15 protein-coding genes are annotated in these 19,740 nt (G+C 73.5%); 2 read left to right on the plus strand and 13 right to left on the minus strand.

Annotation, left to right across the window (positions count from 1 at the left end):
- Positions 1 to 2 precede the first annotated feature (2 nt).
- Together ACGF1Z_RS15550 and ACGF1Z_RS15555 are read right to left on the minus strand one after the other, a co-directional pair.
- Positions 3 to 1,652, minus strand: coding sequence for a GMC family oxidoreductase (locus tag ACGF1Z_RS15550; protein ID WP_393004011.1), 1,650 nt, complete (start codon positions 1,650 to 1,652; stop codon positions 3 to 5).
- Positions 1,649 to 4,915: an amino acid adenylation domain-containing protein gene (locus ACGF1Z_RS15555; protein WP_393004013.1), complete on the minus strand. Its 3,267-nt coding sequence runs from the start codon at positions 4,913 to 4,915 to the stop codon at positions 1,649 to 1,651. The genes ACGF1Z_RS15550 and ACGF1Z_RS15555 overlap by 4 nt, the downstream gene beginning before the upstream one ends.
- A gap of 222 nt (positions 4,916 to 5,137) precedes the next feature.
- Between ACGF1Z_RS15555 and ACGF1Z_RS15560 the strand changes: the two genes are divergently transcribed.
- Positions 5,138 to 5,722 carry a flavoprotein gene (locus ACGF1Z_RS15560; protein WP_393004015.1) on the plus strand — a complete coding sequence of 195 codons (585 nt, stop codon included), beginning with the start codon at positions 5,138 to 5,140 and terminating at the stop codon, positions 5,720 to 5,722.
- Positions 5,723 to 5,787: 65 nt separating this feature from the next.
- Here ACGF1Z_RS15560 and ACGF1Z_RS15565 read toward each other — a convergent pair whose 3' ends face one another.
- The 9 genes from ACGF1Z_RS15565 to ACGF1Z_RS15605 form a co-directional block, all read right to left on the minus strand.
- On the minus strand, positions 5,788 to 6,195 hold the full coding sequence (locus ACGF1Z_RS15565; RefSeq protein ID WP_393004017.1) for a RidA family protein: 408 nt from the start codon (positions 6,193 to 6,195) through the stop codon (positions 5,788 to 5,790).
- 87 nt (positions 6,196 to 6,282) lie between these two features.
- Positions 6,283 to 7,740, minus strand: coding sequence for an NAD(P)/FAD-dependent oxidoreductase (locus ACGF1Z_RS15570; RefSeq protein WP_393004019.1), 1,458 nt, complete (start codon positions 7,738 to 7,740; stop codon positions 6,283 to 6,285).
- A 70-nt stretch (positions 7,741 to 7,810) separates the two neighbouring features.
- Positions 7,811 to 8,560 (minus strand): methyltransferase, encoded by a 750-nt coding sequence (locus ACGF1Z_RS15575; RefSeq protein WP_393004021.1) that lies wholly within the window; start codon positions 8,558 to 8,560, stop codon positions 7,811 to 7,813.
- A 108-nt stretch (positions 8,561 to 8,668) separates the two neighbouring features.
- Positions 8,669 to 9,895, minus strand: a complete 1,227-nt coding sequence (locus ACGF1Z_RS15580; protein ID WP_393004023.1) for a Cmx/CmrA family chloramphenicol efflux MFS transporter — start codon at positions 9,893 to 9,895, stop codon at positions 8,669 to 8,671.
- 314 nt (positions 9,896 to 10,209) lie between these two features.
- The gene (locus tag ACGF1Z_RS15585) at positions 10,210 to 10,674 is read right to left on the minus strand and encodes a group II truncated hemoglobin (RefSeq protein ID WP_393004025.1); all 465 of its coding nucleotides are present in this window, start codon (positions 10,672 to 10,674) and stop codon (positions 10,210 to 10,212) included.
- Between the two features lie 45 nt (positions 10,675 to 10,719).
- The gene (locus ACGF1Z_RS15590; protein ID WP_393004027.1) at positions 10,720 to 11,547 is read right to left on the minus strand and encodes a BTAD domain-containing putative transcriptional regulator; all 828 of its coding nucleotides are present in this window, start codon (positions 11,545 to 11,547) and stop codon (positions 10,720 to 10,722) included.
- A 357-nt stretch (positions 11,548 to 11,904) separates the two neighbouring features.
- Complete coding sequence (locus tag ACGF1Z_RS15595) at positions 11,905 to 12,795, minus strand: class I SAM-dependent methyltransferase (protein ID WP_393004029.1); 891 nt, start codon at positions 12,793 to 12,795, stop codon at positions 11,905 to 11,907.
- Between the two features lie 194 nt (positions 12,796 to 12,989).
- Positions 12,990 to 13,736, minus strand: coding sequence for a thioesterase II family protein (locus ACGF1Z_RS15600; RefSeq protein ID WP_393004031.1), 747 nt, complete (start codon positions 13,734 to 13,736; stop codon positions 12,990 to 12,992).
- Positions 13,733 to 14,116, minus strand: a complete 384-nt coding sequence (locus ACGF1Z_RS15605; protein ID WP_393004033.1) for a hypothetical protein — start codon at positions 14,114 to 14,116, stop codon at positions 13,733 to 13,735. The genes ACGF1Z_RS15600 and ACGF1Z_RS15605 overlap by 4 nt, the downstream gene beginning before the upstream one ends.
- 605 nt (positions 14,117 to 14,721) lie before the next feature.
- Between ACGF1Z_RS15605 and ACGF1Z_RS15610 the strand changes: the two genes are divergently transcribed.
- Entirely contained in the window at positions 14,722 to 17,586 is a 2,865-nt protein-coding gene (locus ACGF1Z_RS15610; RefSeq protein ID WP_393004035.1) for a BREX system ATP-binding domain-containing protein, read from the plus strand.
- Here ACGF1Z_RS15610 and ACGF1Z_RS15615 read toward each other — a convergent pair.
- Positions 17,555 to 18,241, minus strand: coding sequence for a TetR/AcrR family transcriptional regulator (locus ACGF1Z_RS15615; protein WP_393004037.1), 687 nt, complete (start codon positions 18,239 to 18,241; stop codon positions 17,555 to 17,557). The two genes, ACGF1Z_RS15610 and ACGF1Z_RS15615, sit on opposite strands and share 32 nt — an antisense overlap.
- A gap of 203 nt (positions 18,242 to 18,444) precedes the next feature.
- On the minus strand, positions 18,445 to 19,668 hold the full coding sequence (locus tag ACGF1Z_RS15620) for an MFS transporter (RefSeq protein WP_393004039.1): 1,224 nt from the start codon (positions 19,666 to 19,668) through the stop codon (positions 18,445 to 18,447).
- Between the last annotated feature and the right edge of the window lie 72 nt (positions 19,669 to 19,740).

Genomic DNA, 19,740 nt, shown 5'->3' on the forward strand with positions numbered 1-19,740 from the left:
GGTCACTCCTTGGTGCTCCGGGCCAGCTTCTCGGCCAGCATCAGGGTGGTCAGGTTGGTGGGGGCGCTCGGGATGGTGGGGAAGAGCGAGGCGTCGGCGATCCGCAGGTTCTCGGTGCCGTGCACCCGGCCGTCCTGGTCGGCGACCGCCCACGGGTCGGTGTCCGGTCCCATCCGGCACGAACCGGCCGCGTGCCACCCGGGGTTCATGATGTGGCGGACGCCGCTGCGCACGACGCCGTCGTTGGCGATCATCCGGTCGCTCCAGAACTGCGTCCTGGTCAGCCGGCTCGACAGCCCCGGGGACCGCAGGAAGCTCCAGGCCCGGCGCACGCCGTGGCAGAGCCGCTCCACGTCCTCGGGGTCGGTGCCGATGCCCAGTTCGATGACGGGCGCCGCGTGGGGGTCGGCGCTGTCGAGGTAGACCCGGCCCCGGGAGCGCGGGCGCAGCAGCATCACCGAGATGCCGACGACGAGCGGCCAGCCGAGCCGGTCGACGAAGCCGGGGATGGTGTGGCTCTCCACGTTGTTGAGCAGGCCTGTCTGGATGTCCACGTCGTCGTCGAAGCCGCTGCTCATGCGGGCAGCGACCTGCCGCCAGGGCAGGCCGGGGGTGCAGACCCCGTCGGCCGGCCTGGACCAGATGACGACCGAGGGGTGGTCCACCAGGTCGCGGCCGACACCGGGCAGGTCGGCGACGGGGGTGATGCCGAGGGCCCCGAGCAGGCCGGCGGCGCCGACCCCGGAGCGCTGGAGGATGACGGGGGTGCCGGCGGCCCCGGCGCTGAGGACGACGTTCCGTGCGCGGACGGTGGTGAGCACGCCGTCGCGTTCGGCCTCCACGCCGACGGCCCGGTTGCCCTCGAACAGCACCCGGGTGACCCGGACGCCGCTGCGGAGGTGGAAGCCGGGCAGGTCGCGGACGCCGGCCAGGAAGGCGGTGGAGGCGTCGATGCGTTCGCCGTCCACGGCGTTGCCGGGGATCGGGCCGACGCCGGCCTCGACCCCGGCGTTGAGGTCGGGCAGGTCGGTGACGCCCTGCCGGTTGCACTCCTCCCAGAAGGCGGCGTCCAGGGCGTGGACCTGTCCGCGCGGGGTGCGGTGGATCGGCAGCGGCCCGCTGTCTCCGTGCAGCCGGCCCGGGAAGTCGGCGTCGTTCTCGATGTCCTTGTAGAAGGGCAGCACGCGTTCCCAGGACCAGTCCGGGTTCCCGGCCGCCTCCCAGGCGGCGAAGTCCCGGGGCAGTCCGCGCAGGGCGATGGCGCCGTTCACGGCGGAACCGCCGCCGACGACCTTGCCGAGCTGGTAGGGGAAGCGTTCCCACAGGGCCCGGGCGGGCACCCGGCCGCCCGTGGCCGCGTCGGGCTCCGCCGCTCCGGTACGGCCCTCGACGAGGTCCTCCAGGCGCCCACTGGTGCGCAGATTGGCGCGGTAGTCCCAGTTGTGGCCGGCCAGCACGAGCCGTCCGGCGTCCGCCAGCGGGTGGGAGCGGTCGCGGGGACGCGGCTGGTCCTCGCCGGCCTCCAGGAGCAGGACCGGGCCGGAGCCGCGGGCGGCGAGCCGGGCGGCGGTCACGGCGCCCGCGGAGCCGGCCCCGACGATCACGTACTCCCATTCGCCGGCGGTCGCGAGGGGATCGGGTGTGGTGGTCACGCTGCGGACTCCTCGACGGTGACGATCAGTTCGGCGAACGAGGCGATGGAGGCGTTCATGAAGAGCCCCTCGACCATCTCCTGCTCCGTGTCGGCCTCCAGGCCGAACTCGGTGCGCAGCAGGGCGAGCAGGCCGACGGCGTGCAGGGAGTCGCCGCCGATGTCGAAGAAGCCCTCCTCCACGCCGAAGTCGCCGTGGCCGAGCTGCTGGGACCAGAGCGTGAACAGGCGCTCCTCGACCGGGCTACGGGGTGCGACCCGCTCGGAGGCGGTGTCGGGGTCGTCGTTCCACGGCGTGGGCAGCGCCTTGTGGTCGATCTTTCCGTTCGTGGTGAGGGGCAGGCTGTCCAGGGTCAGGAAGCGGCTGGGCACCATGTAGCCGGGCAGTACGGCGCTGAGCGCCTCGCGCAGCTCGGCCGGGTCCGGGTCGGCCCCGGGCTCGGGCACCACATAGGCGGCGATCTGGCGCTGGCCGGTACGGGTGTGGGCGGGCGCGGTGACGAGTGCGCTGCTCACCCCCGGCCGGCGGAGCAGGGCGGCCTCGATCTCGCCCAGTTCGACGCGGTAGCCGTTGATCTTCACCTGGAAGTCCTCGCGGCCGAGGATCTCGATGTCGCCGCCGGGCAGATAGCGCCCGAGGTCGCCGGTGCGGTAGATCCGCTCGCCCGTGACGGGGTGGACGAGGAAGCGCTCGGAGGTCCGCTCGGGGTCGCCGAGGTAGCCCTGGGCCACGCCGGTCCCGCCGATGTGGATCTCGCCGGTGACGCCGACCGGGGAGGGTTCCAGCCACTGGTTGAACACGTGCATGGTCTGGTTGGCGAGCGGCTTGCCGTACGGGATGCTCGACCAGTCGGGCCGCACCTCGTCGATCGGGTGGTGGATGGACCAGATCGAGCCCTCGGTGGCGCCGCCGAGGCTGATCACCCGCATCGCGGGGATCTTCTCCCTGACGCGGGCCGGCAGGTCGACCGGGATCCAGTCGCCGCTGAGCAGGGCGAGCCGCAGCCGGCAGCCGCGCGGCACGGCCCCGTCGCCGAGCGAGTCGATCCACATGCGCATGGGGGCGGGCACGCTGTTCCAGATGGTGACGCCGTAGCGGCCGATGAGCTGCGACCAGTGGGCGATGTCGTTGCCGCGCGCCGGGTCGGGCACGACGACGGTGCCGCCCGCGCCCAGGACGCCGAAGAGGTCGTAGACCGACAGGTCGAAGCCGGTCGGGGCGAGGGCCATGGTCCGGTCGTCCTCCCCCACGGAGAAGCGCCGGTTGATGTCCTGCACGGTGTTGGCGGCGCTGCGATGGGTGATCATCACGCCCTTGGGCTCGCCGGTGGAGCCCGAGGTGAAGATGACGTAGGCGAGGTCGTCGTGATCCTGCCGGGGCTTCGGCCGCTCGGCGGAGCACGCCAGGGTGGCCTCGTCCTCGCCGGTCACCACCGTGACGCCGGCCGGCCAGGTCAGGCGGTCCCGCAGTTCCGGCTCGGTCACCACGGCCCGCACGGAACACCGGGCCAGCAGCTTCAGCCGGCGCTCCTCGGGCAGTTCGGGGTCGATGGCCACGTAGGCGGCGCCGGCGTGCAGCACGCCGAGCAGCGCGGAGTACTGGGCGGCGCCCGGCCGCATCGACACGGCGACGATCTCGTTCGGTTCGGCGCCGGGCCCTTCGAGCAGCCGGTGCGCGATGCGGTGCGCGTCCTCGGTGAGGCGGCGGTACGTGGTCTCCGTGCCGGGCGTGACGACCGCGACCGCGTCCGGGCGGCGGGCGGCGGCCTCGGCGACCAGCTCGTGCAGCAGGGCCGGCGCGATGTCCTCGGCCGTGGCGTTGGCCCGTGCGCGTTCCTCGGCCTGCGCGGCGGGCAGCGGCACGATCCCCCGGGTGGCGTCCCAGACGGCCGGGTCGTCGACGAGGCGGTCGAGCAGCGTCACGTACGCGTCGAACATGGCCTCCAGGGTGCCGTCGGGGAACAGGCCCTCGACCGCGTTCCAGTTCACGGAGAGCCGGCCGTCGCGTTCGAGCATCTGGTTCTCCAGCCATACCTGCGGGGTCCTGCTGTGGTCGTGGACCAGTTCGCCGAAGGCCTCCAGGCGGCCCCCGTCGGAGGCGCCGAGCGTGCTGGAGAAGACCACGGGCATGGCGGCCCGGCCGTCGTCCCTGCGGCGGGCCAGGTCGCGCAGCACCCGGATGCCGCCGTAGGTGGAGTGCGCGAGGTCCTCCAGATGGCGTCGCTGCAGGTCCTGGGCTCGCTGTGCGAAGGTGTCCTCGGCCCGGCCGCCGACGGCGAGCAGGCTCGGGGACAGGAAGTCGCCCATGATCTCGTCGAGTTGCGGGTGCAGCCCGAGCCGGTGGAACTGGGTGACGGTCAGGGTGAACTCCTGGCGCCGCGACCAGGTCCGCACCACCTCGGCGTAGGCCGCGAGCAGCAGGCCGGAGGGGGTGAGTCCGTGCCGGCCGGCGGCTTCGCGCAGCGCCGTCCAGCGCTCCGGCGCGAGCAGCGCCCGGTGCCGTACGAAGCGGGGGGTGCCGAGCTGTTCGGGCGCGGCGGCCAGCGGCAGTTCCGGCGCGGGCGGCAGGCTGTCGAGGCGGTCCGCCCAGTACGCGGCGGCCTCCTGGCCCAGGGTGGCGTCGCGCAGTTCCTCCTGCGCGAGCACGTAGTCGCGGAACGACAGCTCCGGCGGCTCCGGGGCGAGGCCGGGCTCGTCGTAGCGGTGGCGCCATTCGCCGAGGAGGCGGTACAGGCCGCGCATGTCGAGGAAGAGCAGGTCGACGGCGAGGTGCAGCCGGACCCGGGCGCCGTCGAGCAGGGTGAGGCGGGCGTCGAGCAGCGGCGCCCGGTCCGTCGGCAGTACCTGCTCGGTCATGTCCGCGCGGATCCGGTCGAGGTCCGCGGCCACGTCCTCGGCGCTCCGGCCCCGCAGGTCGGTGACATCGATGACGTACGGCGGCACCTCGTCGGCGGCGAGGACCCGCTGGGTCTGGTCGGGACCGGCCACCGTGCGCAGCGCGTCGTGGCGGGCGACGACCTTCCGCAGGGCATCGGTCAGCCGGTCCGGGTCGAGGGCGGGACAGTCGAACTCCAGGTAGTACTGGCTGGAGATGCCGCCGAGTTCCAGGCCCTTGTGACGGCCAATCAGATAGGCCTGCTGGATGTCGGTGAGGGGGAAGGGTTCGTGACGGTGCTCCGGCTGCGGCTTGAGCTCGGGCAACCGGGTGTCGTCCAGGCGGGGGTGGCCGGCCCCGCCGCGCAGCTCCGCGAAAAGATCCTCCATCGAGGTCCGCCCCTTTTCATCAGTCGCCCTGACGGGCTTCGAATTCCTTTACGGAAACGGAGGTTAGGAGGGGCGGCAAACGGCCTCAATACGGTCGGACCGTAGGGACGACCGTAGGGTTTGGCCCGTGCTCGACCGCCGCTGGACCGGCGCTGGACTCCCCTGCCGTGCAGGGGACTTGGGCATTGACCGATGCCGGGAGCGCGGCGACATCATCGGTGCATGGGAATTCGGAACTCCCCGGCCACGCCCGGGAAACGCATACTCGTCGGCGCCACCGGATCGATTGCGGTGACCCGGCTTCCGTCCTATGTCGAGGCGATGCGACGGCAGATCGCGGGCAGTACGTTCACGGTTCTCCTCACGCACACGGCCGCGTCGTTCGTCTCGCCGGAGAGTCTCGCGCTCTTCGCCGAGCGGGTGGTGTACGGGGATTCCCCGGCGGACTGGCCGACGGACAAGCCGTCCCGGCTCGCCGGTGACCACGACCTCCTCGCCGTCCTGCCGGCAACCGCCCACACCCTCGCGGCCGCCGCGGGCGGTGCCGCGCCGAACCGGCTGATGACGGTGGCGCTCTCGGTGGACTGCCCGGTCGTCTACTTCCCGGTGATGGGCGCCAAGATGTGGCACAAGCCGGCCGTCCAGCGGAACATCGCGCGGATCCGCGAGGACGGCGGGCTGGTCAACGAGCCCGAGTGGCACGACGGATTCGACCCCACCACCGGCACCAGCAGCCACCACCCCGGGCTGCCCTCGCCGGAGGCGGTCGCCGCGGTGATCGACGGACTGCTCGCCGAACAGCACTGACCGCAGGCGCACGTGTGAGGCCCCGCCGGATCCGGCGGGGCCTCACGTGTGTGCGGGGAGGTCGGTCAGGGGGCGATGGCGGTCGCCTCGATCTCGATCAGGAAGTCGGGTTCGGCGAGGGTGGCCACCCCGACCAGGGTCGTGGGCCGGACGACGTCGGCGCCGAGCCTGGCCGCCGCGCGCTCGGCGCCGGCGGTGACGGCCTCCCACTTGTCGAGCGACCAGTCCACGACGTACATGGTCAGCCGCAGGACGTCGTCGAAGGTGGCGCCGGCGGCCTCGAGGCCGGTGGCGATGTTGAGGTAGATCTGCTCGGTCTGGGCCGCGAGGTCGCCCAGGCCGACCGGTTCGCCGTCGGCGGTGCGCGGGGTCTGGCCGCTCAGGAACACGACGCGGCTGCCGGTGCCGACGGCCAGCTGGCGCCAGCCGTAGGGCTTGGGAAGGCCGGGCGGGTCGATCGCCTCGACTGCCATGGGACGGTCCTTTCTCGATGGGGTCTCGGGTGCCGAAGAGATGGGCGGGCGGGAGCCCGGGAGGGGCGAAGCGGGTGGGAGGCCGGGTCAGCTGTGCTCGCGGCAGGTCGCGTAGTACTTGCGGAGCAGGCTGACCAGCTCGGGGTCGAAGCGGGAGGCGAAGAGCAGCTCGGCCGGCGGGGTGAACTCCGGGTCCAGCTCGTTCGCCCAGGCGAGAGTGGCCGGGCGCAGGTCCATCTCGATCCACTGGTGCCACTCGACCGGGATCGTCCAGTCCTGCTCGTAGCCGATGCCCATCTGGTGGTCGATGAGGACGTCGACGATCTCCTCGCGGGTGCCCGTACGGTACGGCTGTCGCACCGGGGCGAAGCGGTCGAGTTCGGTCCGGTGCTGCTCGCCGAGGATCCGGGCGGCGAAGTCCTGGGCCAGGAGCGGCGAGAGGTGGAGGCCGTCGCGGTAGGTGCCGGTCATGATCCACAGGCCCTGCATGCCGCCGTGGCCGAGCAGTGGGAAGCCGTCCATGGACACGGGGCGGTTGCCGACCTGGACCTTGGCGACGTCGCTGTTCCAGAGGTTGCGGCGGACCTGGCGGTGGGCGCACTGGAGGAGGAAGACCAGGTCCCGCATCTCGGCGGTGTCGCGCGGCTCCACCGAGATGACGTTGGTGGCGCCGACGTAGACGTGCCCGTCGCCGCGGGGGACGACGTGGAGGCCGCAGGCGAAGGAACGGTTCGGGGTCCGGATGACGCTGTCCGGGTGGGTGCCGTCGGCGGTCCGGATCAGGGCGGAGACGCCGTAGCCGCTGACCAGGCGCGGGACGCGGGGGCCGATGGGCAGGCTGTCGAGCAGTTCCTGGCTGCGGGCGCCGGCGGCGAGCGTCACGTGGTCGGCGCTGATCGTCCGCCCCGACGTGGTGACGACGCCGGTCACCCGCTCGCCCTGGTGGACGACGCGGGTCGCGAACTCGGGGACGAGGGTGGCGCCGGCGCGGACGGCGGCCTGCTCCAGGCGCTCCAGCAGGGCGGCGGCGTTGACGGCGTGCTCGCCGGGTATGTGGAAGGCCTTCAGCGGGCGGGAGATCGGCTCGGCGTCCACCCAGTCGAGGTCCTCGGGCTCGACGTTCTCGAAGGGCTCGTCGTAGCGGGTGAGTTCGGCCTGGATGGCGTTGTAGTTGGCGTCGTCGATCTCGGCGGTGCCGATGGTGTTGAGGATGACCGTGGTGCCGTCGGCGGTCTTCACGGGCGCGCCCTCGGTGTCCGCCTCCAGCTGCGCGAGCCACTGCGGCCACAACGCGGTGGCCTCGATGCCGAGTTCGAGCTTGGCGCGGCCGTGCTCGGTGGCGAGCAGCGAGGTGGTGACCTCGCCGAAGCTGCCGAGCATGGCGCCGGCGGCGGCCGATCCGGCCCACGGCCGGTGTGGCTGGCCGAGCACCGCGACGCGCTGTCCCCGCTGGGCCAGGACCCAGGCGAGCGAGAGGCCGAGGACCCCGTTTCCGGCGATGACGACGTCGAAGCCGGTGGCGTTCGCGTTCCCGTTGACGCTCATGACATTCCCCTCTTCCGGGGCGGTCGAGTCCGCCCGGTCGTGAATCGGATGCGAATGGACAGGTGCCGGGTCAGCGGCGCAGGAACTCGTACATCGTGAAATCCATGTCGACGATTCCGCGCTCGTCGGTGTGGGCCGCGACCACCGGGGAGGCGGGGAATTCCGTCGCGGGCAGTTCCACGGATTCGCTGCGGTGCCGGTGGCCATCGAATCCGGCGTCGGCGGCGGCCCGCAGCATCTTGTCCCGGTTGCCCATGGCCTCGCTGGTGCCGAGGTAGACCCGTCCGCCCGGGGCCAGGTGGGCCCGCACGTCGCGGAAGAACCGGCGCACCATCTCGTATCCGGGGTCGAAGACCGCGCGCTCGATCTGGCCGGCGTAGGGACGGCTCTCGGGCGCCTCGATGAACGGGGTGTTCCAGAAGACGAGGTCGAAGGGCTCGGCGGGCTCCAGGGCCTCGAAGAGGTCGCTGGCCAGGGCCGTCACCCGGTCCGCCACGCCGTGCCGGGCGGCGTTGCGACGGGTGTTCTCCGCCGCGGCCGGGTTGATGTCCAGGGCGACCACGTGCCCGGCGCCGCGCTGGGCGGCGAGCACCGCGGCGATGCCCGCGCCGCAGCCCATCTCCAGGAAGCGGATGCCCTTCTCGTACGGCACCCAGGAGGCGAAGAGTCCCGGGCCGGGGTCCGTGTAGGGCGGGAACACCTCGGGGAGGAGTTCCCATTCCTGGTCGAGAAGCGTGAACGCCGTCTGCGCGGGACGGTCCGGGCTCTGGATCTGCGACACCACCCAATTCCCGAGTTCGTAACCGAGTTCGTTGTCCATGGGATCCTCCTTGGAGGAGCGCGCGGAGGAATTCCGGGGGAGAATTCCTCCGCGGCTCCGGTCTTCGGACGGGGGACGGGAGCGCGGACCGTGCAGCGGAGGGCGAGGTCAGTTCTCGCCGGTCTGCGGGCTCCGCGCGCCCTTGCGGGTCATCGCCCGGTCGACGAGGACGACCGGGACGGTCAGGACGGCCAGGCCTGCGCCCAGCCAGGGGATGGACGTCAGTCCCGCTCCGGCCCCGAGGGCGACGCCCGCGAGGACGGGGACCAGGCTGATGCCGAGCTGGAACATGGAGACGGCGGTGGCGCCGGCGAGCGTGGGCGCCTCGGCCGCCACGGTGAACACCCGCCCGTAGACGGCGGGGTTGAGCACGAAGCCGGCGACGCCCAGGAGCAGGACCAGGACGATGACGGCGATCGGGTGGTGGGCGAGCAGGGCGAGCAGCACCGAGGTGACGAGGATGCCGCCGGCCCCGATGAGGAGGGCGTGGTGCGGGCGCCCGTCGGCGATCCGGCCACCGATGGACAGGCCGACGAAGGCGCCGATGCCGAACAGGACGAGGATCGGGGGCACCCAGACGGAGTCGACCCCGGTGATGTCCGTGAGGAAGGCCGCCAGGTAGTTGTACGAGATCATGTACGCGGCGGTGCTGAGCAGCGTCGCGGCGTACACGACCCACAGCTGCGGCTGTCGCATGGTGCGCAGTTCGCGGCGCACGCTCGGCTCCTGGGCGGCCCGGGTGGCGGGGACGGCGAGGGCCGTCGAGACCGCGCCGAGGACCGTGAGGGCGACCACCGCCCAGAATCCGCCCTGCCAGCCGGTGAAGTGGCTGAGGAACGCGCCCGCCGGGCCGCCGCCGACCATGGCGATGGAGAGTCCGCTGACGACGACGCCGGAGGCGCGGGCGGTGCGGTCGGGGGTGACGAGTCCGATCGCGGTGACCGCGGCGACCGCCCAGAACCCGGCGTAGGCCAGACCGCACAGGAAGCGGGTGACGATCAGGACGGTGAAGTCGTCGGTGACCAGGCCGATCGCCACGCAGACCGCGAACAGGACCTGCGAGACCACCAGGGTGGTCCGGCGCGGCCAGCGCAGTGTGAGGACCGCCAGCGGCGGGCCGCCGATGACCACGCCGATGGCGAAGGCGGAGATCAGCGCGCCGGCGGAGGAGAGCGAGATGTGCAGGTCGTCGGCGATGTCCGGGAGGACGCCGGCGAGCAGGAACTCGGCGCTGCCCATCGCGAAGAGGCTGAACGCGAGGAGATAGACCGCGAACGGCAGTCGGGCGCTCGCCTTGGCGGAGGCGGCCTCGTGGGCCTCGGTCTGGACGCTCATCGGACGCCCCAGGGGAGGCGGGGGGTGGTCGAAGGCATGGTCGAACTCCTTGTCCGGATGGTTCACGGGGTACGGATCAGGGCGGGTGCGCACCGGTCCGCCGGGCGTTCGGAGTGCGCCGCCGCGGGTCTCCCGCGGCGGCCGCCCGCGGGGCACGGACGCCTCGGCGCTCCGCTCGGTCACGGTGATCACTTCTGGTTCCCATGCTGGAACCGTGCGTGGCGGACGGACAACATTTGTTGCCGATTCCGGGACGCGCGGACGGCCTCCGGAGGGGCCTGCTCCGGGCTGCCCGGGACCCGGCGGCCACCGGCTCAGTCATCACCGGGGACGGCCTCGCCCCAGCCCCACTTCTTGATGGTCGTACGGCTCGACGGACCGGCGTCGGGCTGGGAGTTGGCCATGGCGCGGCGCGATCCGAACTCGATGTAGCCGATGAACGCCGAGCGGAACTCGGCGTCCTGCGGGAGGCCGACGACGTCCATGGCCTCCCGCATCAGGTCCACCCAGCGCGCCCGCTGCTCGGGCTGGATGTCGCGGCCGCGGTGCCGCGACACCATGTGGGGGTAGCCGCCGTGGTGCTCGGTGTACCGCTCCGGGCCGCCGAGGACCTCGCCGAGGAAGGTCGCGACGTGCTGCGGGTGGTCGTCGTCCATGTGCCGGAAGAGCGGCGCGAGCAGGTCGTCCTTGCGGACGCGCCGGTAGAACTCCTCCGTGAGCCGTTCCAGCGCCTCGGCGCCGCCGGCCCATTCGTAGAGGGTGGGGGTCCGGTCCGTCACTGTGTCACCTCTTCTGTGGGTGCTCGGTGTCCTGGGTGCGGCCGCTCAGGCGGCGTACAGGTCGAAGGTGGGAATGGGCGGGCCGCCCTGGGCGACCGTGTCGAGCCGGGGATCGACGGAGAGCATCGCCTGGTGCAGGCGCTGGAGCTGCGGGGCGGGCTCCAGACCGAGGTCCTCGATCAGCCGCCGGCGCAGCCTGCGGTAGAGGTCGAGGGCCGCGGTCTGCCGCCCGGAGCGGTAGAACGCCACCATGGCCTGGGCGTGCAGGCGTTCATGGGCGGGGTGCCGCTCCGTCAGTTCCACCAGCTCAGCGAGGAGTTCTGCGTGCAGGCCGAGGCGGAGCTCGGCGTCCACGCGGCGTTCGACGGCGAGCAGCCGGCTCTCCTCCAGGGCGGCCGCGTGGATCCGCAGCGCCGAACCGGCCCGGACGTCCACGAGCACCGGTCCGCGCCAGAGCGCGAGGGCGTCGCGCAGCAGCCGGGAGGCCCGCTCGCTGTCACCGTCCGCGAAGGCCGTGTGGCCGGCCCGGGCGATCCGCCGGAAGGCGAAGGCGTCGACGTCCTCCTCGGCGACCCGGAGCAGGTAGCCGCCGTGGCCGGTGGCGAGCAGCCGCCGGGCCCGGGGCGGTCCTTCGGGACCGCCGAGGGCGTCGGCCAGGCCGCGCCGCAGCCGCAGGACGTAGGTCTGGAGGGTGGCGTGCGCGCTGCGCGGCGGGACCGTGCCCCAGAGCTCCTCCCTGAGGGTGGCCACCGGGACGAGCTGTCCCGGATGGAGTGCGAGGAGCGCCAGGATCTGGCGTGTCTTCGCCGCCGCGGGGACGACCGGCGCGCCGTCCGTCTCGGCGTGCAGCGGGCCCAGAATCCGTATCCTCACGTGTCCTCCGTCTCCCTTCCGCGCCCCGTCCGCTTTCCGGATCCGCCGGGGCTGCCGCTCTGGGAAGGAACGTAGGAGTGCGGGGGTGAGGGCCTCAATACGGTGCGACCGTAGGGCTGACCGAAGAATCTGCGACCGGGGTCCTCCTACGGTCACGCGGACATACGGAGACGGCCTGCGGCGGGAACACCACAGGCCGTCCGGACTGCTAAGGAAATTAGGAGAAACAGGCGCCGGAACGCATGAACGCAATCGAATGCCGGGCCGTTCGCGGAGAGGAATCCGGGCGGTGCCGCGGCACATTCCGGGGCGTGCCGCCGACGGCTTCGGCGGGGCGGCGCAGCGTCCGGGAAAGGGTCAGGACCGGACCCGGCACAGCCGGGCGGTGTGCACGGTGACCGCCGAGAGGTAGAAGGCGTCGGGGCGCCACAGGATGCCCGTACAGGCGTCGCCGTCGAGGAGCTGCTCGACGGTCAGCCGGTCGACGAGGTCGAGCCGGTCGCCGAGTTCGTCGAGGACGCGGCGCAGCCGGGTGTGCAGATGGCGGCGCGGGGCGAGGTCGAGCGGTGCGGGGAGGTCGATGAGGAAGGTGCGGGTGCCGGTGGGCACCAGACCTGCGGAGGCCAGCAGGCAGGGCCAGTCCTCGACCACGGAGGTGGCGCCCGGCAGCCCGGCCCGCCCGGCGGCGAAGTGCTCCTCCAGGTGCGCGTCGATGCGTGCCTGGAGCCCTGGCCGGCCGATGCCTATGTCGCGTGGCAGGAAGCGGGGCGGCAGTCCGCGTTCGGCGACGGCGAGGACGCCGCCGGGCCGCAGCGCGGACGCCAGGCTCCGCAGCGCCGCCTGCTGGTCGCCGAGGTGGCGGCAGACGTTGCCGGTCCAGACGAGGTCGGCGGGGCCGAGGCGGCTGAACTCCTCGGGCCGTTCGGCCCGTCTGGTGGTGATCCGCCCGGTCAGGCCTCGCTCGGCGGCGCGGGTCTCGGCCCGGGCGAGGAGTTCGGGGGACCGGTCGACGGCGACGACCTCGGCCTGCGGGAAGGCCTCGGCCAGGACGCAGGCGGCCACGCCGGGCCCGCTGCCGACGTCGAGGATCCGGCGGACCGCCGCCGTGACCCGGTCCTCGGGCCCGAGCAGGCCCCGCAGCCAGTGCGCCGCGTCCGCCAGGACGCCGGAGTGCAGTTCCGCCTCTCGCTCCGGCTCGGCGCCGCGGGCCTCGCCGTCGAGGTCCCGGGCGCGGTGTGTGGGTGTCATGGGGTCACCTCCGGCGCCCAGGATGTGGACGCCGCGCGGCCCGGGCAATTCTTGTTGCCGATTCCGGAACCGGTGCGCGGCGGGCCGCACGGGCGGGAGGCGGTGACCGCCGCCAGGGCGCCCCGGCAGCCCTTCGGTACGCGGGGAGCGCCGCGCGCCGGGGCGCCGCGCGCCGGGGAGCGCCGGCGGCGCCGTCAGTACCCGGCCGCCGCCGCGAGCAGCCGGCGGGCCGCCGGGGGGCGGATCAGGTCGCGCGCGAAGATGCCGAGGAGTTCCCGCCGGGCGGTGAGCGGGAAGTAGTGGTCGCCGGGCAGGCTCTCCACCCGCAGGGCGCGCCGGGTGCAGCGGCGCCAGCCGGCGAGGTCCGCCCCGGTGACGCTGCGGTCCCGCTGTCCGCCCATCGCCGTCACCGGGCAGTGCACGACGTGGCGCGGGTCGCGCCGGTAGGCCTCCATGACGGTGAGGTCGGCGCGCAGGGCGGTCAGCGCCCGGGCCGCGCGGCGCGGGTCCGGGTCGAGCGGCGGCATCCGGCCGCGGTCGCGGAGCCGGCGGATCATCGCCGCGTCGGGGAGGTGGCCCACCGCCCGCTCCGGCGCCGGCCGGTGCGGCATCCCGGAGCCCGACACGTAGAGCCGCTCGGCCACGGCGTCGTGCTCCCATTCGAGGCGGGCGGCGATCTCGTAGGCGAGGAGGGCGCCGAATCCGTGCCCGTAGAGCGCGAACGGCCGGTCGCACATGCGGGCCACGTACGGAATGATCTCGGCGAGCAGCGGCTCCAGGCCGCCGCAGGGGCGGGACCGCGGATGGCGGCCGCGGCCGGGCAGCTCCACCGGGGTGACGACGACGGCGGGGCCGACGGCCTCGGCCCAGGGCAGGTAGACGCCGGCCGAGACGCCCTCGAAGGGGAGACAGAACAGGCGCACCGAGTTGTCGCCGGTCATCGGCCCACCGGCCCCGCGAGCAGGTCGTCGGTGCGGGGCGGGGCCGGCGGTGTGCCGCCGCGCAGGAGGACGGCGTAGGCCTCGGTGGCCCGGCCGAGGAGCCGGAGTCCGGCCTGGCGGTCCATCAGCTCGGAGGCGTACCGCCAGGCGAAGGTCCAGGTGTGGTCGTCCCGCCGGATGAGGGTGGCGCAGGTGGCCGGCACCCGGTCGAGGAGCAGTCCGGTGACCGCCTCCCGGGCCAGCCGCTCGGCGAGACGGGCGTCCTGCACCTGGGGCCGGGTGGCCCGCCAGTCCACCGTCTCCAGGCGGAATGCGGGGCCGAGCACGGTCTGCCAGGCCTGCTCGTAGACCAGCGGCAGCAGGCCGGTCAGGGTCAGCACGAACTGTTCGGTGCGACCGCCGTCGGGCGGGCCTGCGGCCGGCCGCGGCGGCCGGGCAGGGCGGACGGCCCATAACGGGCGAAGCTCCTCGCTGGTCGCACTCACGCGAGCACCGGTCCTTCCATCAGATTTCCGCCAATAGGCCGCGGGCGAATATGTCAGGTCCCGGCGAAGCCTTTTTCCCAGGGCTCACCGGTCACCACCGCAATGCCGCGCAGACCGTACCCGTGCGGTACCCACCTACATCAATACGGTGGGACCGAAGCAATGGCCGAAGGAACACGCTTCGATTCCTTCGGGAGGAAGCAGTTGTACGAATTCGCGAGGGGGCCGTGCTAGCGTCGGGGCGCATCGGAGGTGTACGCCGTTCACCGGTGATCGGGGGGTCGTAGTGGAGGGGCCGCATTCACCTCCACACCGTCTGAGGAAACCCTTTCCGCCAGGGCGGAAACGACGCGGCCGCGACCGGAAGACGGCCTTGACGGCGCCGGTTCCGGCGCGCGGGTCGCCGGCCGTCACACCGGTTCGCCGTTCGGTCGCCGCGTCGTCGCGTCGCGGTCGTCTCGTCCCAGTGGTTTCGCGGTTCTGGCAGGAGGTGTAGGGCGGTGCCCCGGCAACTGTTCGGCAGGAGCGAAGAATCCAGGATCATTACCGAGATGCTCGAGTCCGCGACCACGGGCACGGGCTCGGTCGCGCTGATGGAGGGGATCATCGGCACGGGCAAGACCTCGCTTCTGCGCTGGGCCGAGGAGACCGCCCGCGAACGGGGCATGGGCGTGTTCTCCGCCACCGCCTCCCCCACCGAACAGCACTTCTCCCTGGGAGTCGTGCACCAGCTCCTCGGCACCCTGCCCGAGACGGCGCAGGGCTGGGAGCGGGCCTTCGCGTCGAGCGCGGCGGCCGGCGACGGTCCCGCCGAGCCGGACTACCCCCTGCTCGCCGAGCTCTGCGCGGGCGTGGGCCGGGCCGCGCGCCGCACCCCGATCCTGCTGACGGTCGACGGCGTCCAGCACGCGGACCGCACGTCCCTGCTGTGGCTGGGCTTCCTCAGCCGCCGGCTCGACAACCTCCCGGTCGTCCTGCTCGCCACCAAACGCTGCGGCGAACCGGCCAGCGACCAGCACCTCCTGGTCGAGTTCATGGAGGGCGTCCGCCCGGACCGCCACATCCACCTCCACGACCTCAGCCCGAGCGCCGCCTTCGACCTGGCCGCCGCGCTGTGCGGTCACGACCACGAGTCCGTGGACGCCCTGGTCGCCGACACGGGCGGCAACCCCTATCTGCTGACCGAGCAGATACGCACCGTGCCGGCCGGCCCCGGAGGCCCGCCGCCGGGCGGCGCGGCGCCGGCCCCGGACGCCGCCGGCGGCCGGTCCCCGGCCGACCCGCCGGACGAGCGGATACGCCTGCAGGCGGTCAGGGAGCGCATCATGTGCATGCTCCGCCGGCTCGACCCGCACGGCCTGGAGATCGCCCGGGCGGCCAGCATCCTGGGCTCGCCCCTGGATCCCGCCATCCTCGCCGACCTGTGCGGCGTGCCCACCGAGGACGCCTGCCGCGGCCTCTCGCGGCTCACCGAGTCGGGGCTGCTGTGCCCGCACGACATGACGTTCCGCCACCCCCTCCTCGCCGGACTGCTCTACCAGGACATCCCGTGCGCGGAGCGCGCCGAGCTGCACCGGCTGGCCGCCCGTGCCATGTGGCGCCGCAGCGCCCCCTGCGAGGACGTGGCCGCGCACCTGCTGCGCTCCCACCGGCTCGACGAGCCGTGGATGGCGCGGCTGCTGCTCGACGCCGCCCAGGACATCGTCGGCCGCGATCCCGCGGGCGCCCGGCGGCTCGTCGAGAAGGCCGTACTGCACGGCGTTCCCGACGAACTCGGCGCCCGGGCCGAGGGCTTACGCATCCAGGCGCTCACCGCCCTGGACCTGCCCGCCTCCGCCCGGGCGCTCACCGCGCACACGGCGGGGCCGCTCGGTCCCGCGGAGCGGCTCCAGGAGGCGCTGCGCCTGTCCGACATCCTGCTGCGGCTCGACGAGCCGGCCTGCGCCCGCCAGGTGCTGGAGGACGCGCGCACCGCGATCGGCGCCGTCGACCCGTCCGCCGCCGCCCGGCTGCGCGAGCGGCTCACCCACATCCGGCTCCACGAGGGCACTTACCGTCCCGGCCCGGAGGCCGGGGACGGGGCCGGCGACCGCCTGGAGCGGGTCATGCTGCTGCGCACCGCCGCGGGCGACTCGGCGCAGGCGGTACGGCGGATCGCCGACCGGTTCCTGGCCGCGCCCCGCGCCCCGTACGGCTCCCCCACCTGGTACCACGCGCTGCTCGCGCTGCTCTGGGCGGGCGACGTGGACGAGGCCCGGCGGCACATGGAGACCGAGGTACGGCTGGCCCGCGCGGAGGGCACCACGACCCGCATCGCCGAGGCCCTCGCCGTCCGCGGCCTGGTGCAGCTGCACCGCGGGCTGCTCGCGGAGGCCGAGGACGACGCGGTCCAGGCGCTCGGCCTGCTCACCCGGATCGGCGCCGCGCCGTACCACGCGGGGGCACTCGCCCGGAGCGTGCTGATCGACGTGGCGCTGGAGAAGGACGACGTCGCCGCGGCGGGCGCGCTGCTCGACGAGGCCCCGCCGCTGACCGGCGAGCAGCCCGTGACCTGGTGGCGGCTGCACCTCCTGCACAGCGCCGGCCGCGCCCTGGGACGGCTGGGCCAGGCGCAGCGCGGCCTCGCCCTGATCGCGCGGTGCGAGGAGGAGCTCACCCGCCGGGGCGTGGTCAACCCGGCGATCCTGCCGTGGCGTTCGACCCGCGCGACGCTCCAGCGGGCACTCCGGAACATGGCCGCCGCCCGGCGGGCCGCCCGGGAGGAGGCCGAGCTCGCCCGTCGCTGGGACGCGCCGTTCGCGCTGGGCCGGTCCCTGATCGCCCAGTCCGAGGCGAGCTCCGGACGCGAGGCGCTGCAACTCGCCGAACAGGCGCTGGAGATCCTCGACGCGGCCCCCACTCCGCTGCTCTCCGCCCATGCGCTGTACGAGGCGGGGCGGGCGCACCGGCAGATCGGCAAGGCCCGGCGCAGCCGTGAACTACTGCACAGGGCCAACGAGTTGGGGATCTCCCTGGGAGCCGACGGGCTGGTCGAGGCAGTGCAGCGAGAGCTTCGGTACGCGGGCGGGCGGCCCGATCCGCGCAAGGACTCCACGGAGTCGCTGCTGACGCCGACCGAACGGCAGGTCTCGGAGCTGGCCGCGGGCGGGATGAGCAACCGCGACATCGCGCACCTGCTCAAGGTGAGCCTGCGGAACGTCGAGTCCCATCTCACGCACTCCTACCGGAAGTTGCGGATCAGCGGCCGGCACGAGCTGGCCCGGTACTTCCCGCCGGAGGAGGAGACGACGGCGGCCGCGGCGCCGGTCCTGCTCTACCAGCCCCGGAGCGCGGTCACCCCGCCGCACCAGCTGCGGACCGGCTGACCGGCGGCGCGCCTTCGGCGTCCCCCGTGCCGTGCGGGTCCCCCGGCTCGGCGAACGCTCCGTCGAGCAGGGCCCGCAGCCCGGTCGCGAACCGCTCCTGGTCGCTCATCGCGGCCGCGAGCGGGGCGACCCGGCGCACGGTCGGATAGTCCTCCGAGCCGTCCTCGCCGTTCCCCGGCTCCGGGCACGGGCCCAGCCCCGGCGCCCCGGCCCGCGCGGCGACCAGGTGTCCGACCAGGTACTCCCAGATGGCGACGTGCAGGCGCGCGGCCCGCGCGTCGCTCATCCCGGTGCGGACCAGGGTGTCCAGGATGAACTCGGAGAGCCGCATCGAGGTGGCGCCGCCGAGGAGACGTCCGTCGAGCATCTCGGTGGCGATCCACCCGTGCTCCTCCAGGACCCGGTGCACGCTCTGCGCCGCCTCCACGATGGACGTCCGGGGGTCGTCGCCGGGGTCGGGAAGCTCGATCCGCCGGGACACCTCGTCGAACATCAGCGACATCAGCTCGCGCTTGTCACTGACGTGTTTGTAGACGGCCGCCGGGGCCTTGCCGAGTTCGCCGGCGAGCTTGCGCATGCTGAGTCCGGCCGCGCCCTCGCGCTCCAGCAGACGCAGTCCCGCCGCCACGATGTGCGGACGCGTCAGCGGCTGCATCGCACACTCCGGGGTCGGGGGCATCGGAGCGCCATCGTCTCGCACCGGGACCGCCTCCGGCACGGAAACGGAGGCAACGAAACATGACTGTCGTGTTTCCTGCGGACCGCCTGCCCGTGAATCGCGCCGTGGGGGCGCCCGGCCATGCCGGCGGCCCGGCCCCCGCTCTCGGGGGCCGGGCCGCCGCCGGTCGTACGGGCTGGTCAGGCGCCGCGACGACCGGGCTTGAAGCCCGCCTTGGCGGTGCCGACGATCGCGAAGGCCAGGACGGCCAGGGCGAGCAGCACCCACGGGAACGAGGTGGCGCCGGAGGACTCCAGGAGCAGACCGCCGACCACACCGCCGCCGGCCACGGCCAGGTTGAAGATGGTGACGAGCATCGACTGGGCCACGTCGGCGCCGTCGCCCGCCGCGTCGGCGATGGAGGTCTGGAGCAGGGTGGGAGCGCCGCCGAAGGTCAGACCCCAGGCGACGACGCCGATGACCACGGCGACCGGCGAGGAGTGGCCGATGCCGAGGATCAGCGCGGCGGCGGCGAAGCCGGCGAGGCTGCCGAGCGTGAGGACGCGCAGCTTGCGGTCGACGTACATGCCGGTCAGCCAGATGCCGACGATGGCCGTGGCACCGAAGACGAGGAGCATCACGTCGACGCGCTCACCGAGGCCGGCCTTGCTCAGGAACGGCGAGATGTAGGTGTAGAGGATGTTGTGGGCCAGGATCCACAGGAAGATCACCGCGAGGATGGGGCGGATGCCCGGGGTCACGAAGATCTCGCGGATCGGCTGACGCTGCTCGGCGGCCTGGCCGGGGAAGTCCGGCACGAGCAGACGCACCCAGATCATCAGGGCCAGCGCGACCGCCGACATGATCCAGAAGACGCCCTGCCAGCTGGTGACGGAGCCGAGGTAGGTGCCGAGCGGCACACCGGCGGTCAGCGCGATGGGCTGGCCGACGCCGACGACGGCGAGGGCGCGGCCCTGCAGGTGCTCGGGCACCAGACGGCGGGCGTAGCCGGCGAGCAGGCCCCAGATGACGCCGGAGGCCATGCCGGCGACGAAGCGCGCGCCCAGCGTGATCCCGTAGTGGGTGGACAGGGCGGTGACGGTGTTGAAGACGAACAGGCCGCCGACGGCGCACAGCAGCAGCGGCCGGCGCCGCACGCTGCGGGTCGCGGCGATCACCGGGATCGCGGCGACGACGGAGCCGATGGCGTACAGGGTGACGAGCTGGCCCGCCAGTCCTTCGGACACGTCGAGGCCCTGCCCGATCTGCGGGAGCAGACCCGCGGGCATCGTCTCGGTCATGATCGCCAGGAAGCCTGCGGCGGTGAACGCCAACAGTTTGAGGATGGGAAGCCGTTCCTCGGGCGGCGCCTGGTGGGGGCGCAGTGCGGTTGCGGTCGCTTCGCTACTGCCAGTGCTGGTCACGGGAGTTCTCCTGTTTGTCGCGGCCCGCCGGTCGGGACGGGCCGCGGCCGTCGGTCAGAGGGAGGGCGGTGC

It is taken from the genome of Streptomyces sp. NPDC048018, from assembly GCF_043202995.1.
In the GTDB taxonomy this organism is placed as follows: Bacteria; Actinomycetota; Actinomycetes; order Streptomycetales; family Streptomycetaceae; genus Streptomyces.